A 16,537-nucleotide genomic window follows, 5' to 3' on the forward strand; every position below is an offset into this window, starting at 1 on the left:
CGCGTGTTTCTTGCCGGAGGTAGAGCACTGGATGGTCTAGGGGGCCCACAAGCTTACTGAAATCAGCCAAACTCCGAATGCCGGTAAGTGAGAGCGCGGCAGTGAGACTGCGGGGGATAAGCTTCGTAGTCGAGAGGGAAACAGCCCAGATCGCCAGCTAAGGCCCCTAAGCGTGTGCTAAGTGGAAAAGGATGTGGGATCGCATTGACAACCAGGAGGTTGGCTTAGAAGCAGCCACCCTTTAAAGAGTGCGTAATAGCTCACTGGTCAAGTGGTTCCGCGCCGACAATGTAGCGGGGCTCAAGCACACCGCCGAAGCTGTGGCATTCACATATTAACTTAGCTTGGTCCCTTGAGGATCTTGTTCAGGTGTGTGGATGGGTAGGGGAGCGTCGTATGGCGGGTGAAGCGGCGGAGTGATCCAGCCGTGGACGCCATACGAGTGAGAATGCAGGCATGAGTAGCGAATGAAGGGTGAGAACCCCTTCCGCCGGATGACCAAGGGTTCCAGGGGCAGGCTAATCCGCCCTGGGTGAGTCGGGGCCTAAGGCGAGGCCGAGAGGCGTAGTCGATGGATAACGGGTTGATATTCCCGTACCCGCGTAGAAGCGCCCAAGACGAACCCATCTGTACTAAGCACATGAAGCGCCGGCGGTCTTCGGACTTATGGTGTGGAGTCTGTGACCTCGGGTGGTAGTAGTTTAGCGATGGGGTGACGCAGGAAGGTAGATGATCCCGGCCGGTGGTTGTGCCGGGGTAAGCGTGTAGGCCGTACCGTAGGCAAATCCGCGGTGCATATGAGGCTGAGACGTGATGCCGAGCCGTTCTGGTGAAGTCATTGATCCTATGCTGCCGAGAAAAGCCTCTAGCGAGCTTCGAGCGGCCCGTACCCTAAACCGACACAGGTGGTCAGGTAGAGAATACCGAGGTGACGGGTGAACTGTGGTTAAGGAACTCGGCAAATTGCCCCCGTAACTTAGGGAGAAGGGGGGCCGGACGCGTGAAGCCCCTTGCGGGTGGAGCGTGGTATGGCCGCAGAGAGCAGGGGGAAGCGACTGTTTACTAAAAACACAGGTCCATGCGAAGTCGTAAGACGATGTATATGGACTGACGCCTGCCCGGTGCTGGAACGTTAAGGGGACCTGTTAGCGAGTAATCGCGAGGCGGAGAACTTAAGCGCCAGTAAACGGCGGTGGTAACTATAACCATCCTAAGGTAGCGAAATTCCTTGTCGGGTAAGTTCCGACCTGCACGAATGGCGTAACGACTTCCCCACTGTCTCAACCACAGGCCCGGCGAAATTGCAGTACGAGTAAAGATGCTCGTTACGCGCGGCAGGACGGAAAGACCCCGGGACCTTTACTATAGCTTGACATTGGTATCCGAATTTAATTGTGTAGGATAGGTGGGAGCCGGTGAAGCTCGGACGCCAGTTCGGGTGGAGGCATTGTTGAAATACCACTCTGTTGGGTTTGGGTATCTAACTTGCGGCCCTGATCGGGTCGAGGGACAGTGTCTGGTGGGTAGTTTAACTGGGGCGGTTGCCTCCTAAAGGGTAACGGAGGCGCCCAAAGGTTCCCTCAGCCTGGTTGGCAATCAGGTGTTGAGTGTAAGTGCATAAGGGAGCTTGACTGTGAGACTGACGGGTCGAGCAGGGACGAAAGTCGGGACTAGTGATCCGGCACTTGCGTGTGGAAGCGGTGTCGCTCAACGGATAAAAGGTACCCCGGGGATAACAGGCTGATCTTCCCCAAGAGTCCATATCGACGGGATGGTTTGGCACCTCGATGTCGGCTCGTCGCATCCTGGGGCTGTAGCAGGTCCCAAGGGTTGGGCTGTTCGCCCATTAAAGCGGTACGCGAGCTGGGTTTAGAACGTCGTGAGACAGTTCGGTCCCTATCCGCCGTGCGCGTTGGATACTTGAGAAGGGCTGTCCCTAGTACGAGAGGACCGGGACGGACGAACCTCTGGTGTGCCAGTTGTTCCGCCAGGAGCATGGCTGGTTGGCTACGTTCGGAAGGGATAACCGCTGAAAGCATCTAAGCGGGAAGCCTGCTTCGAGATGAGGTATCCCACCACCTTGAGTGGGTAAGGCTCCCAGTAGACTACTGGGTTGATAGGCCGGAAATGTAAGCACGGTAACGTGTTGAGTTGACCGGTACTAATAGGCCGAGGGCTTAACCACCCTAAATTTTATGCTTACGCGTCCACTGTGTGATTCACAGCAAACGAACAACCACCTCGTTTGCCGGCCTTTCGGCTGGCATATCGAGTTGCTGGTTCTTCGCTGCGCTGAAAGGTGTTTCGGTGGTCATAGCGGAGGGGAAACGCCCGGTTACATTCCGAACCCGGTAGCTAAGCCCTCCAGCGCCGATGGTACTGCACTCGGGAGGGTGTGGGAGAGTAGGACGCCGCCGGACTCAACTTGTATGAAAGCCCACCCGGGTTATCCGGGTGGGCTTTCTGCGTTTCTGCGCCGTTTTTTGCTGCCGGCTTGGACGGTTTTGGGGCGGGGATAGGCCACGCAGGGCGGTCAGGCTTGATCCCTGCGTGGCCTATCCCCGCCCCAAAACCTTGCCTACTCGATCGACTTTTGGTCATCCTGGGTGGTCGAGGAAACTCCTCGATCTTCAGCCGGTCCGCGCCAGCCTCGATAGCAGCTTGCGGTATTTCACGCGAAGCGACTCCCGCACTGCGACGGCTCGCTGGTTGGGCCTTGCCGGCTTGCCGGCTTGCTTGCTTGCCTGCCGGATTTGGTTAGGGGAGGGGGAGGGTGCGCCAGTCCACGTATTTGAAGTTGGTGCTGACCCGGTCGTTGTTGGGGGTGTTTTCGCCGTCGTGGAGGACGAGGAGGCCCTTGGGGTAACCGGGAAGAGGGGTGGCTGTGGCTGCTGCGCCGTCCGAGTGCTGGACGCCGTCGATGTTGGAGCCGTCGGTGACCGCGAAGGTGGTCAGTGGGCGGTTGGTTTTGCGGTCGTAGGCGAAGAAGCGGCTGTCGCCCTGGCTGGAGACGATCAGATATCCGGAGCGGGTGCCCGTGGAGTAGATGGTGGCGCCCTCCACGTCAGCGGTGATTCGGCCGCCGAAACCCGGGTCGTTCTGGGTGTCCAGGGTGCATTCTTCGGTTTCGGGGTCGTAGGTGGCTGGGACTCCGAACTCTTTTACCCGCTCCACGACTCTGGGGATGCTGCTGAAGGTGCCGCCCTTGAGGTTGATGCGCCATAGGGCTACGTCCTCTTGGGCTGCGTACAGGACGCCGGCCTCCTGGTCCACGACCATTCCCTCCACCTGCGGGTCCTCGCCTGGTTCGCCGCAGGGGGTCCAGCTGGTGCCGTTGGGGAGGCGGAATGTCTTGGGCAGGTCGAGGGTGTCGGTGGTGCGGTAAGTGACCTTTCCGTGCTTCTCCTCCAGGCGGAAGATGCCAAGGCGGGTGCTGTGGCGGCGGCTCACCACGGCGTATCGGTCGTACAGGGCCAGGCCGTAACCGGTGGCCTGTTCCTCGACCTCGGCTTCGTCCTTGGCGAAAAGCAGGGGGACGTTTGCCGCGGTGATGTCGGTCAGGCCGGTGGCGTCGATCTGGTAGATGCGGAGCTTGTCGAGGCCCCGGTCGGTTACTACGGCTACGTCGACCTTCTTGGTGCCCAGCTTGAAGCCGGTCAGGATGTCCACGTTGTTGAAGCGGCCGCCGACGGGGGTCGCGATGGCCTGGATCTCGTGGCCGGCCAGGTTGTAGACGCGCAGACCACCGTTCTTGGCGGTACCGATGATCAGGCTGCGACCCTTGTCGGCTTTGTTGACCCAGATGGCCGGGTCGTCGGCGTCGGCGTCGCCACCGAGCTCGTCGTCGTAAAGCGACGGGGTCTCGACTGTTGCGGTGATCTCGCGGGGCGGGCGATGGGCCGCCTGTGCGGGAACGGCGGAGAACGTGGTCAGTGCGACCAGTGCGGCAATACCGGCAGTCCGTTGCATGACAACGAAGCTATCTCGATCAATCTAGCCGGTGGGTGGCCGGTGCTTTAACAGCGTGCGCGTGGGACAGGGAGGGTGCAGGATGTCGGTGAGGATCGTGGAACGGTAGGCTGACACCCGACGGGCCGCTAGCTCAATGGCAGAGCTGTGGACTTTTAATCCATAGGTTCAGGGTTCGAGTCCCTGGCGGCCCACCACTCACTTCTCGCCGATCCGGCCCCGCGCGGACACCGCGCCGGGCCGGTTCGTCGTATTTCAATCCGTAACTTAAATGCGAGTAAACCTCTGGTAGATTCCTGCCCCGGAGTCGAGATATCCGGCGCTCTGGCCGCGTTGAGGCCGGGCGCTTCCAGCCGCACTCCTGCAAGCCGATGAGCTCCCGTTTCGGGCCGCGGCGCAGGGCAGGCGCATCAAGAATACGGGGAGTAAGTCGTTGAGCACGGCGCCCTTTACGCTGTCGGTCGTCATACCCATGTACAACGAGGAAGCGGTTCTACCCCTCCTCGTCGAGCGGTTGCGGCCGGTTCTCGACGGCCTGCGCGAGCCGTACGAGGTGGTTGCCGTCGACGACGGCAGCACTGACCACACCGCAGCCGTGCTGATCGGCCTGCGGCGCAACTGGCCGGAGCTGCGGGTCGTGCGTCTGCGCCGGAACAGCGGGCACCAGGCGGCGCTTTCCGCCGGGCTCTTCAGCGCCCGAGGCGAGTACGTCGCCAGCATCGACGCGGACCTCCAGGACCCGCCGGAGAAGATCACCGAGATGCTCGACGTGGCGCGCAAGCACCAGCTCGACATCGTCTACGGGGTGCGCACCGACCGCAGCACCGACACCTTCTTCAAGCGCTGGACCGCCGGCGCGTACTACAACCTGATCCGGCGCCTGGTCGGCAAGAACGTGCCGTCGCAGGCCGGCGACTTCCGGCTGCTGAGCCGCACCACCGTCGAGGCGCTGCGTGAGCTGCCCGAGCGTGCTCCGGTGCTGCGTCTCATCGTGCCGTGGATCGGTTTCCCGAGCGGCCAGGTGGCGTACGTCCGGGAGGAGCGCGCTGCCGGCAGCACGAAGTACCCGCTCGGCAAGATGATCAAGCTGGCGACGGAGAGCATCACCAGCTTCTCCGCGGCGCCGCTGCGGCTGGCGACCTGGCTGGGCCTGATCGGGGTCGGCATCTGCTCGCTGCTCCTGGTGATGGCCCTCGTGGCGTACCTGATGGACGAGACGGTGCCCGGGTGGTCGTCGCAGTTCGTCGCCTCACTCTTCCTCGGTGCCGTCCAGCTGCTCTGCCTGGGCCTGCTGGGTGAGTACGTCGGTCGCATCTACACCGCGGTGCAGGACCGGCCGACGTTCTACATCGCGTCCGACACCGCCGAAACCGAGGACGCGGCTGACAGCACCGAGACGCAGGCTGCCGGAGCGGGTCGGTGACGGTCGGCGCCTCCGCTGCCGAAACGGTCATTCTGGAGCGGGTGACCGAGTCCGACGCTGACCCGGTCGAGCCTCAGCAGGTCGCCGCGCTCTGGCGCTGGCTGCCGGCCGCTGTCGGTCTCGTCGCGTTCGTGGTGATCCTGCTGGTCACCGGAACACCGGTGCTGGACGTTCTCCGGTACGCGGGCTACGTCGCGTACGCCGTGGTGTTGCCCGGCACGCTTGTCTACCGGCTGCTGCGCCGGACCCCGCACACCCTGGTCGAGGACCTCGCTTTCGGTGCGGCCGTCGGGCTGGCGATGGAGCTGGTGGCCTGGGCGGTCTACTCCTACCTGGATCTCCGGTCGCTGATCTGGACCTGGCCGCTGCTGGTGGTCGCGGTGTTCGCCGCGGTGCCACGACTGCGGCGGCACTGGTCGCCGAGCGGTTACCGGATCGTTCCGCTGGGCTGGTCGTGGGCGGTCACCGGGGTGGTCGTCTTCTTCACCGGATACATCTGGGCGACGTTCTTCGCGCAGAACCCGATCATGCCGACCGGCGAGGACACGCTTCAATTCATCGACCTGCCGTACCAGCTGTCGCTGGCCGGTGAGGCGAAGAACCATTTCCCGATGCACCTGCCGCAGGTGGCCGGCGAGGCGTTGCCGTACCACTGGTTCGCGTTCGTGCACGCCGCGATGATCAGCATGATCGGGCACGTCGACCTCTCGGTCGTGACGATGCGGCTGCTGGTCCCTGGCATCGGGGCGTTGATCGCTCTGGTGACCGCGGTGGCCGGCTGGCGGATCACCGGCCGGGCGTACGCCGGTGCGGCCGCCGCCGCGCTGTTCCTGGTCGTCGGTGAGTTCCAGTTCACCGAGGTGTTCAGCACCACGCTCGGCGTCCAGGTTGCCTGGATCGTCTGGCCCAGCCTTTCCATGACGTACAGCTGGGCCTTGCTTGTCGCTCTTGTCGCCGTGATCGGTGACGCTCTGCGGCGCAAGGACGACGACTCGCCGGTGCCGCGACTGGGTCTGCCGGGTGCGTTCGCGCTGGCCGCGATCCTGGCGTTCGCGTCGAGCGCTGCGAAGGCGAGCTCGCTCCCGGTGACCCTGGCCGGTCTGGCGCTGGCCGGAGTGATGGTGCTGGTGACCACCCGCCGGATTCCCTGGACCCTGGTCGGCATGGGCGTCGTGGTTGCGCTGGCGCAGCTCTTCTGCACCGCGGTGATCTTCCAATTCCAGTCGTACGGTCTCGGTGTTCATCCGTTCGGCGGCCTGATCCCGCTCTGGAACGACCCGGAGGGTGAGCGTTCGTTCCTGGCGCAGGGCGCTGTCATCGCCGGCGTGAGCATCGCCTGGATCCTGTCGATGCAGATCCGGCTGGCCGGCATCATCCCGCTGGCCTGGTTGAAGCGCGGGCGGCTGGAGCCGGTGCAGTGGTTCCTGCTCGGCGGGGCGCTCGCCGGACCGGCGCTCTTCATGCTGCTGGGCACCTTCAACGCGAGCTGGTTCTACCGGGCCTCGCTGCCGTTCGGGCTGATTCTCTCGGCGTGGGGTTTCGCTATGGTCTGGGACCGGGCGAAACTGTCCCGCCGGGCCGTGCTGGTCCTCGGCGCCGGCGCTCTGGTGTTCGCCGAGGCGCTGCTGATCGCGGTGCTGCTCTTCGCGCCGAGGCAGCCGCGCGGTGAGTCGTACTCGGGTGTGCTCCCGATCCTGTGGTGGGCCGGGGTGCTGAGCGCGCTGGCGCTCGTCATCGGGTTCGCTTGGCGACCGGCGGCTCGGCGCTGGCCCGGTCTGGCCGGGCGTGGCGGTGTGGTCCTGCTCGCGGCGATCCTGCTGACCGGAACCCCCGGTTTGATCATGGAGGCGCGGCGCAGTCAGCTCGCACCCAACGGCGGCGGCAACACCACTGTCCCGATGCCGGAGTCGCGGGTGGAAGCGGCGCGCTGGGTCCGGGCGAACAGCGACCCGAACGACATCATCGCCACGAACGTCCACTGCTCGCACGACGTGCCGCTGGCGAAGTGCCGGGACGCGCGCTCGTTCTGGCTGAGCGCGTACTCGGAACGGTCCGTCCTGGTCGAGGGCTGGACGTTCGCGCCTCGGCTGGCCGGTGTGCCGGATGCCCGGTGGAAGTTCTGGGACTCCAAGAAGCTGGCCTTCAACGACGACGCCATCTACAAGCCGTCGGCGAAGGCGCTGAACCGCATGCGCGACCGCTACCACGTGCGTTACCTCGTGGTGGACCGCCGGCTGCGGGCAGAGGGCACGAAGCTGAGCCAGCTCGCGACCCTGCGCTTCGACAACGGCCGGATGGCGGTCTACGAGCTGCGATGACCGAGAAACGAATCTCGCGGCGAACCCTGATCGCCGGCTCGGCAGCCGGTGGTGTGCTGATCACCGGCCTTGGCGTCGGGTTGAGCCGCCTGGGCGGCCCCGGCACGCCGTCCGGAACCGACGACGACGCGGTGCCGGTGCCGTCGACGCAGATTCAGATCGTCGCCCACCCGGACGACGACCTGATGTTTTTCGCCCCCGACTCGTTGCGGGCGATCGACGACGGCGCGAAGCTGATCACCGTCTGCCTCACGGCGGGTGAGGGCGACGGGCGCAACGTCGACGCGTACACCCCGGCTGTGGCGATCGCGCCGGTCCGGTACGGCGATTACGCGGTTGCTCGGTACGACGGTTTGCGGGCGGCGTACGCCAAGCGCGCGACCGGCGACCCGAACAGCGTCTGGCGACGTGAGGCACTGCCGGTCGCCGGTGGCGCGGTGGCCGAGCTCTGCACGCTGGACGCCGCACCGCAGATCCAGGTGATCCTGCTGAACATGCGGGAACTGGCGGACGGCTCGACGCTGCGTACCCTCTGGGACAAGAAAAAGGACTCCCAGCCGGTGCTCCGGATCCCCGGCTCGCCGGTCACCGAGTCCCGGGCCTTCTCCCGGGCCTCGCTGATCCGTTCGCTTGCCGATCTCCTTGAGCGTTACCAGCCCACGCTGGTCCGGACCATGGATCCCGACCCGGATCGTCTGGTGCACAACGAGAGCAACGCGCAGTTCTCCGACTTCGGCTACTTCTCCGACCAGATCGACCACGCGCCGGCCGGGCTGTTCGCCTGGGCCGCCGTGCAGGAGTGGTGCCGTGAGGGTCAGCGCCGGACAGTCGTGCAGAGCTACCGGGGCAACTACAACCGGCGCTGGCCGGCCAACCTCGGCCCGGCGCTGGCGCGCGAGAAAATCGACTATCTGAACGTCTACGGTGAGCACGACCGCAAGAGCGGGCGGCAGGTCTCGCTGATCGGTAACGGTCAGAGCACCACGGCTCGGTACGCCCTCAGCACCGCCTGGCTTGGCCGCGGTGACAAGGACGAACGACTTGCCGCGTTCGGCGTGCTGGGCGGCCGGGCCGTGCACTGGTCGGAGACCGAGGCGGGTTCGGGCGCCTGGCTGCCGCCGACCGTGCTCGACGGTGAAGGCCTGCTGCCGCACCTGGCCGCGGCTCAGCTGAAGGACGGCCGGTGGCAGGTGTTCGGCGTATGGGCCGTGCTGGGCGCCACCGAGGCGCAGCAACGGCGTGAGGTCGTCACCGCGGTGCAGCGGGCGCCGGGTGAGGCGTTCGGGCCGTGGGCCAACCTCGGCAATCCGGTACTGAGCACCAAAATCAAAGGCGTCAAGATCAGCCCTGAGGGCGCTGTTCCGGTGTGGCCGCGTGGCCTCGGCATGCCGGTGGTGGCGGCTAACAAGGATGGCCGGCTGCAGTTCTTTGTGCGTACCTTCACCGGGGCCGTGCACACCCGGACGCAGACCGCCGGTGGCGACTGGGGCCCGTGGGTTGACCTGCGCGGCAGCCAGACCCAGGACGGGCTGACCACGATCACCACGGGCGGCGGGCGCATCGAGGTGCTCGCGGCCCGGCAGAACGGGATCGCGCGGTGGCTTCAGCGCAACCGGAACGTGGAGAGCTTCCGGCGTTCGCTCATCGACGTCCCGGCGCCGGCTGGGCCGCCGACCGTGCTGAAGGTCGGTGACGGGCGGCTGATGATCCTGGTCCGGGAGGCGCTCACCGGGCGCGTTCTCGCGTACCAGCAGCAGGGCGACAATCGGCAGTGGAGTAATGAGGCCGTCGATCTGGGCGGTCACGGCGGTTTTGGCCCGGTCGCCGGAGCGGGTTATCGCGACGACATGGTCGCGATCAGTCAGTGCAATGACGATGGTACGACCAGTTTGACGCTGCGGTACCTCGATGCCCTCCACGAGGGCGATTGGAAGCGGACCGGCCCGGTGCTAGCGTCCCCGCCGGCGCTGTCGGTCGACGCTTCCGGACATCTGGTGCTCGCGGCGATCTGCGCCGATGGACGGCTGCGTGTCACACGCCAGGAGCAGCCGGGCCCGACGATGAGTCTGCGGTCCTGGGTCGCGGTGGAAGGTTAGCGGTGTCGACGACAACGAAGACGACAGAGGCGGCAGCCGAGCGGAAACGCCCGCGCCTGGAGGTCCTGGACGGTCTGCGTCTGGTGGCGGCGCTGGTGGTGCTGATCTACCACTACTCGGCTGTCAAGAACAACCACATCTGGTCGGAGCCGCCGAAGGAGGCGTTTCCGACCGCCCACTCGATCACGTTCTACGGTTGGCTCGGCGTCAACCTGTTCTTCCTGATCAGTGGCTTCGTCATCTGCATGAGCAGCTGGGGTCGCAGCCTCGGTGACTTCTTCACCTCGCGGGCCGCGCGGCTCTATCCGGCGTACTGGTTCGCGGTCGTCGCGGCGATCGTCGTGCAGCACTTCTGGCCGGAGCACAACGCGGGGCGCGACTGGCTCACGAACCTGGTGAACTTCACCATGCTCCAGGAGCCGTTCGGGTACGGCGGCGTCTCGGCGGTCTTCTGGACGCTCTGGACCGAACTGCGGTTCTACCTGCTGTTCGCCCTTTTTGTGGTGTGGCGCGGAGTCACGTACAAAAGGGTGGTTGTCTTCTGCTGTGTGTGGACCGTCGCTTCGGTGATGGCGAACGCGGCGGACACCGAGGCACTGGCGCCGCTGCTGCTGATGATCGTGCCGGACTACTCGTTCCTGTTCATCGCCGGCATCGCCTGTTACCTGATGTACCGCTTCGGCCCGAACCTGCTGCTCTGGGGCATCTTGGGCATGTCGTTCATCCTGGGCCTGCCGGTGACCATCCGGAAGCACTACCGGGTCGAGAAGGGCGAGACCGGGCACATGGTGGCCCGCTGGCCCACCGCGGTGATCATGTTCCTGATCTTCGCGGTCATGGTGGCGGTGGCGCTCGGCTGGCTGTCCTGGATCCACGGTCGCTGGCTGACCGTTCTCGGCACCATGACGTACCCGCTGTACCTGCTGCACGAGACGGTCGGTGGAACCCTCCTGCACGAGCTGGAGGGAACGATGAACCGGTGGGTTCTGATCGTGCTGGTGACGCTGGGCCTACTGGTGGCGAGCTGGCTGGTCCATAGATGGATCGAGAAACCGCTGGGGCTGAGGCTCCGGTCGGCGATCAAGAACGGTGTGAAGGAACTCAGCAAGGACGTCGAGAAGCCGGAGCCGGTGGCGCCGAAGCGGGCGGACATGGATCAGACGCAGGAGCTGACAGCGGTTCGCTGAAATAACGTGAAGTCAGCTGAAGGGGGCCGGGATCCGGTCCCCTTCAGCGTTGGTAAAGGGTCACCGTCGCCCGGTAGACCCGCCAGCTCTGCTTGACGTGGAACCGGCCGTTCTTCAGCATCGACCGGGCCGGCATGTGCAGGCCGACCGCCGGATTGTCCAGGCAGTCGCCGTAACAGGTCACCCAGATCCGGGCCACCCGCGGGTCGACACAGGACGGAGCGTTGATGCACTCCGGGACCTCGAGCCGGCCGGCCTCCACCGCGCTGCCGGCGACCAGGATGTCGTCGGGGCGCTTGTCGGCCGGCAGGTAGTACTCGACGCCCTCACGGAACCGGCCACGCGGCGTGTACATGATCGCGTCACCGGGGATCACGTGGTCCGCGATGATCGCGGCGATCGCCTGATGGTCGATGTCGTCGTGGCCGTTCACTCCGCGCAGGGTGATCTGTTGCGGCAGGCTGAAGAGCGCGAGCGCGGCCAGGGCCGCTGTCACCGGTACGCGATTGAGCCGGGCCAGCGCGGCACCCGCCAGCAGAGCCCAGCCCGGGATGGTGAACAGGACGTACCGCATCATCCACAGTGGCGACACGGCGAGCGACATGATCGCGAGGACCAGCAACGGCAGCACCGCGATGCCGAGGCAGAGCGCGGTCGCCGACCATTTGCGGTTCACCGCGAGCAGGGCCAGGACGACCACCAGGCCGCCGACCGCGCCGTCCATGAAGAGCTGCTCGTGCCAGACCTGGCCGGTGTCCCAGTTCAGCTCGGGGATCCAGGCGACCTGGCCGCTCTGCTTCGTCGAGACGTAGGCCAGCGGCGCGATCACGACGATCCCGGCGGCCACCGAGGCGGTCCAGGCCGGAACCCGGCTCTGCCGGATCCAGGTGAGGAGCGGACGCTTGCGCTCGGCGAAGAAGCCGAAGAGAACGTACGCGGCATGCGCGCTCAGCACGGTCAGCGCGAAGATGTGACCGGCGCCCACGAGGACCACCGAGACGGCGTACGCGATCCAGCGCGTCCACCGGGGCTGCCGGACCGCGCGGAGCAGGAGCCACGACGAGAGCAGTGTGAACGCGACGACCGCGGCGTAGACCCGGATCTCCTGGCCGTACCGGGTGACCGCCGGGATCGAGGCGAAGATCAGGCCGGCGAAGAGACCGGTCTTGCGGTCGTAGAGGTCCTGGCCGATCCGGGCGACGAGCCCACCGGCGACCGCCATCGCGAGCACCGACGGCAGGCGCAGCGACAGCATCGAGATGCCGAACAGTTCCGTCCACACGTGCATGAACGCGTAGTAGACGGCGAAGACGGCGTCGAGGTTGTGTTCCATGTGCAGCTGCTCGCTGAACGAGCGCTGCGCGGCGATCAGCGTCGCGAGTTCGTCGCGCCACGGCACCGGCGAACCGGCCCGCACCAGGCAGACGATCCCGGTCACCAGACCGGCGACGAGCCAGGCCGGTATCGACAGGGGATCCAGACGTGACCGGCGGGCCGGGGGCGGGTCGTCGTGCACGACCCGCTCCTCGGCGACGGTGACCGCTGACATCAGATTTCCTGTACCGGCTTCCGGTTACGGGCGCTGCCGAGCTCGAACTCGCTCGGCACCGGGAAGTAGTTCTCCAGGAAGACCTTGACGACCTGAGCGCGCTCGGCCGGCGACAACACGCTGTGGTGCGTGTCGTTGAGGCAGAACACGTCGTTGCCGCGGATCGTCAGGAGCTGGGTGAGCCGCGGGTGCTGGTCCGGGTCGCCGATGTCGACGTACGCGACCCGGATCGAACCACGCGAGCTGCGCCCGGTGAAGTACGCGTAGTAGTGGTGCAGCGACGACGGGATCGAGATGTCGGTCGCCGACCGGAGACGGCTGTTCGCGGTCCGGTTCACCGCGTCCGCGAACTGCTCTTCCAGCTCGTTGAGCACGCTGGTCCGCAGCGAGTACGGCGCGTGCAGGAACGACTGGGTGATCGTGTGGCCGAAGGCCTCCTTGATCAGTACCCGGTTGTTCTTGGCGGCCGCGAAGTTGAAGTCGTCGTCGGCCGAGATCGGGGTCATCGGCACCGGCGTCGGCGACTGGAAGAACTGCGCCACGCCGTTGGCGGCGAAGAACATGCTCGGCTGCAACGGGCGACCGATGAAGAAGTCGTCGTTGAAGTAGAGGAAGTGCTCGGCCAACCCGTCGATGTGGTGCAGCTGGCTCTCGATCGCGTGCGAGTTGAAGGTCGGCAGCGCGCTCGAGTCCTTGAAGATCTCCTTGTGGCTGACCACCTGGATGCCCGGGTGCTCGGCGTCCAGCCAGCTCGGGGTCTGGTCGTCGGTCACCAGCCAGATCTTGCGGACCCAGGGCGCGAACATCGCGATCGAGCGCAGCGAGTACTTGAGCTCGTCGCGGCTGCTGAACCGGGCGTCGCCGTCGGCCGCCGGGATCGGCGGGAGGCCGAGCTGCTCCAGCGTCGTGGACTTTTTCGCCCGCCAGGCCGGGTCGTCGCCGTCCACCCAGGTATAGACGACGTCGATCGGGAATTGGATGTCCGACACCAGCGTCTCGGTGAACGCGCTGAGCGTCGGGTACTCCCGCTCGCGGATCGTCACCTGGGTCCTCGACTCGAGGACGGCGGTCGGTACGGTCGCGCCGATGAGCGTACGGCGCAGCGGCCGCATGCCGGTGCCGTCCTCCTCGTCGCGCCAGAACTCGACGTCGCACCCGTACGCCGGGCCGAACCGCAGGGTCCGCGACGTGGTCACGATCGGCTGGAAGATGCGCAGGCCACCGGCCCGCTTGCCCTCGTCCGAGGTGCCGGCCAGGCCGGCCAGGGTGATGCCGGAGACGGCGGCGCTCGGGCTGATCAGCTCGGTGTAGATCGGTTGCTCGGCCCACTCCTGTGCCAGGGCGGCGAGGGTGGCCGGACGGTTCGACTCGTGGATCGCGACGCGGATCCGGACGCCGTGGTCGCGAACGATCCAGTACTCGATGCCGTGCTTCTCCAGCACGTCGACGACGAGCCGCAGGTTACGGTCGGCCGCGTCGTACGGGTTCAGGTCGTCCGACAGGATGCAGAGCTGGCCGGCCGAGCGGACCAGGGTCTCGTCGCGTTCCGCGATCAGCGCCTCGATGTCACGCGCGGTGCGCTGGAACAGCGGCCGGTCCGGGCGCGGCGCCGCCGGGGCGAGGCCCATGCCGCCGGTGCCGGCGATCCAGGCCGCCAGCCGGTCGGCCTTCTTCTCCAGGCGTGACGACTGCTGCCGCTCGTCGACGAGCTTGCCGTACAGCGCCGTCCACTGGCCCATGATCCGGTCGAGGTCGTACGCCTGCGACGCGCGCAGAGCCGCCTCACCGAAGGAGTGTCGCAGCGCCTCGTCCTCGATCAGCTTGCCCAGCGCGTCGGCGAGGCCGTCGATGTCGCCGGAACCGATGATGTAGCCGTTCTCCCCGTGGGTGATGATCTCCGCGGGGCCGGTCTGGATGTCGTAGCTGACCGCCGGGACGCCGGCGGTGAACGCCTCGATCAGGACCAGCGGGAGTGCTTCGCCGTCTTTCGAGGTCAGCAGCGCGATGCTGCTCTTCGACCACTCCTCGGCCATCGCCTGCACCGAACCGAGGAACTGGACGTTGTCGTTGAGGCCAAGGCTCTCGGCGAGCCGGCGCAGGGTTCCGAGCTGCTGCCCGTCGCCGAGGACCCGCAGGATCCAGTCCGGGTGCTTCTCGGAGACCTTGGCCCACGCGCGGATGGCGTGGTCGATCTGCTTCTCGGCGACGACCCGGCCGGCCAGGGTGACGGTACGCGTGGTCCGGCTCGATTTCGGCCGGAAGCCGGGCGGCAGCGCGTTGCCGATGATCTGCAGGTGCGGCGCCGCACCGCGCAGCGTGTCCTGGAACCAGCTCCGGGTGCGCTCGGTGAGCAGCACGAGCGAGTCGAGGCGCGGGATGAACTGGAACAGCGGGTCACCGGTGGCGCCACGCAGCTGCGATGGGCGGTGCTCCTGGTGCACCGTGACGACCTCGGGCGGGCTCAGCGTCGTGGTGGCCGCCATCAGGGCCGGCGACGACGAGACCAGGACGTCCGAGTCGAGGTGGCGCAGAGCGTATTCCAGCTCGAGGTCGGCCAGGCGGTGGAAGGTCTTCTCCCACCGCTTGTGGATGATGCGGCTGTCCGCGGCGACCAGGGCCTGGCACTGCGCGTCGTCCAGGCCGCTCTCGCGGACCGGGCGGGGCACCGCGCCGGTGTTGTCGACGAGGTACCGCACCGTGATCCGGGGGTCGATCGTGAAGAAGCGTTCCTTGCTGGTGCGGAAGACGCTGAGTACCTCGACCTCGTGCTCCCGGACCAGGTACTCGGCCTGCGTGTAGATGGCCCGTTCGGTGCCACCCATCGCGTCCGCTGTGTTGAGGAGGAACGTGATCTTCATACGGTGTCTCCAGGGTTGGCACCGGTGCAGGTGAGCGCGAGGCTGCCGGCGGGTGTGTAGTACGGGCGCAGGTGGAAGACCACACCACCGGGCATCAGCATGCGGCGCTCGTAGGTGCGGAGGGTGGCCCGGATGTCCTTGAGGTCGTGCAGGTAACGACCGACGCGCAGGCGACGCCCGCCGACCCGGATCCGGATGTCCCAGATGTCTTTCTCGCCGGGGACCGGCGCCATCTCGGCCAGCGGTACGCGAATCCGGAAGATGTCGCCGTCCACGTGGACCGGGGTCTCGTGGACCGTGGTGTCCTCACGCCGGCTGAACTCGGCCACCGCGTCGGAGCCGTCAGGGACGTTCACGAAACGTCCAAGGATCTCGGCCTTGCCCAGGTCCAGCATGAGCCGGGCCACCTCGGCGCGGACCTGCGGACCACGCACGATGAGCTGGGCCAGGCCGAACGACGTGATGGTGGGCCGGAACCGCATGCCGGTGTCAGCGCACGGCGGCACCGCCACCGTCGGGGTGGCGCCCCGGACCGGACCGGCGTTCATCCGGCGGATCGTGATGTTGCGACTCTCCCCGGAGCTCAGCTCGACGCGGAGGCCGACCGTCCAGGTGCCCGGGTCCAGCGGGATGCGACCCGGCACAGGACCGAACACGGCGATGGTGTCGGCGTACCAATAACCGTCGTACATCTTTTTCAGTGTGGCCGGCGCCTGATGTTCGGCGCGGTCCTTGCTGAAGACGATCTCGGCCGAGGTGGGGTCGGCGTCTTCCAGGACGGGCAGCCGGACCTGCAGGTTGAGCGTGTGCCCGTCGAGAACCGCGAAGTACTCGGCGTTCGCGATGTTCTGGCTGGGCCCGAGACGGACCATCCCGAGGGCAATCTTGGTCCAGGTGCGCTGCGCCCGGGACTTGATCGCCGTGTCGACCTTGCGGCGCGCGACCGAGATCGTCTCCGCCGGTCCACGGCGCAAGGTCCGCTCCACCCGAACAGCTAGCGGGTCCACGCTCATCTGCTGTATTTCCTTCATCCGGCCGTTGGACATGGTCGTGTCACGCCACCGGCCGGTCGGTAAGTGGCGGGAAGGCTAACAATAGTGGGCGCGCCGGGTAAATATTGCCCGCCAAGATCGAGGG

8 protein-coding genes, 1 tRNA gene and 2 rRNA genes (1 of these 11 only partly in view) are annotated in these 16,537 nt (G+C 66.2%); 7 read left to right on the top strand and 4 right to left on the bottom strand.

Annotated features, from left to right (window positions below):
- Both ACQP2E_RS00770 and rrf read left to right on the top strand, forming a co-directional pair.
- Positions 1-2,185 (top strand): 23S ribosomal RNA (locus ACQP2E_RS00770); it begins 930 nt to the left of the window's first position.
- A gap of 118 nt (positions 2,186-2,303) precedes the next feature.
- Positions 2,304-2,420, top strand: a 5S ribosomal RNA gene (rrf, locus tag ACQP2E_RS00775).
- 337 nt (positions 2,421-2,757) lie between these two features.
- On the opposite strand, the gene ACQP2E_RS00780 is transcribed toward rrf, so the two are convergent.
- Positions 2,758-3,969, bottom strand: a complete 1,212-nt coding sequence (locus ACQP2E_RS00780) for a phytase (RefSeq protein WP_433827969.1) — start codon at positions 3,967-3,969, stop codon at positions 2,758-2,760.
- 122 nt (positions 3,970-4,091) lie between these two features.
- On the opposite strand from ACQP2E_RS00780, the gene ACQP2E_RS00785 reads away from it, so the two are divergent.
- The 5 genes from ACQP2E_RS00785 (at position 4,092) to ACQP2E_RS00805 (ending at position 10,993) form a co-directional block, all read left to right on the top strand.
- Positions 4,092-4,166, top strand: a tRNA-Lys gene (locus ACQP2E_RS00785).
- 275 nt (positions 4,167-4,441) lie between these two features.
- Entirely contained in the window at positions 4,442-5,392 is a 951-nt protein-coding gene (locus ACQP2E_RS00790; RefSeq protein WP_433827970.1) for a glycosyltransferase family 2 protein, read from the top strand.
- On the top strand, positions 5,389-7,710 hold the full coding sequence (locus ACQP2E_RS00795) for a hypothetical protein (protein WP_433827971.1): 2,322 nt from the start codon (positions 5,389-5,391) through the stop codon (positions 7,708-7,710). Before ACQP2E_RS00790 ends, ACQP2E_RS00795 begins: the two co-directional genes overlap by 4 nt.
- On the top strand, positions 7,707-9,806 hold the full coding sequence (locus tag ACQP2E_RS00800) for a PIG-L family deacetylase (RefSeq protein ID WP_433827972.1): 2,100 nt from the start codon (positions 7,707-7,709) through the stop codon (positions 9,804-9,806). Before ACQP2E_RS00795 ends, ACQP2E_RS00800 begins: the two co-directional genes overlap by 4 nt.
- A gap of 2 nt (positions 9,807-9,808) precedes the next feature.
- A complete protein-coding gene (locus ACQP2E_RS00805) occupies positions 9,809-10,993 on the top strand; it encodes an acyltransferase family protein (protein WP_433827973.1) in 1,185 nt (394 codons plus the stop codon).
- 43 nt (positions 10,994-11,036) lie between these two features.
- Here ACQP2E_RS00805 and ACQP2E_RS00810 read toward each other — a convergent pair whose 3' ends face one another.
- The 3 genes from ACQP2E_RS00810 to ACQP2E_RS00820 are packed head-to-tail and all read right to left on the bottom strand — an operon-like array spanning position 11,037 to position 16,431.
- A complete protein-coding gene (locus tag ACQP2E_RS00810; RefSeq protein ID WP_433827974.1) occupies positions 11,037-12,542 on the bottom strand; it encodes a glycosyltransferase family 39 protein in 1,506 nt (501 codons plus the stop codon).
- Positions 12,542-15,400: a stealth conserved region 3 domain-containing protein gene (locus ACQP2E_RS00815; RefSeq protein ID WP_433827975.1), complete on the bottom strand. Its 2,859-nt coding sequence runs from the start codon at positions 15,398-15,400 to the stop codon at positions 12,542-12,544. Before ACQP2E_RS00815 ends, ACQP2E_RS00810 begins: the two co-directional genes overlap by 1 nt.
- Positions 15,397-16,431 (bottom strand): hypothetical protein, encoded by a 1,035-nt coding sequence (locus tag ACQP2E_RS00820; protein ID WP_433827976.1) that lies wholly within the window; start codon positions 16,429-16,431, stop codon positions 15,397-15,399. The genes ACQP2E_RS00815 and ACQP2E_RS00820 overlap by 4 nt, the downstream gene beginning before the upstream one ends.
- Positions 16,432-16,537: the final 106 nt, after the last annotated feature.

The organism is Actinoplanes sp. CA-015351 (assembly GCF_050955685.1).
Lineage (GTDB): Bacteria > Actinomycetota > Actinomycetes > Mycobacteriales > Micromonosporaceae > Actinoplanes.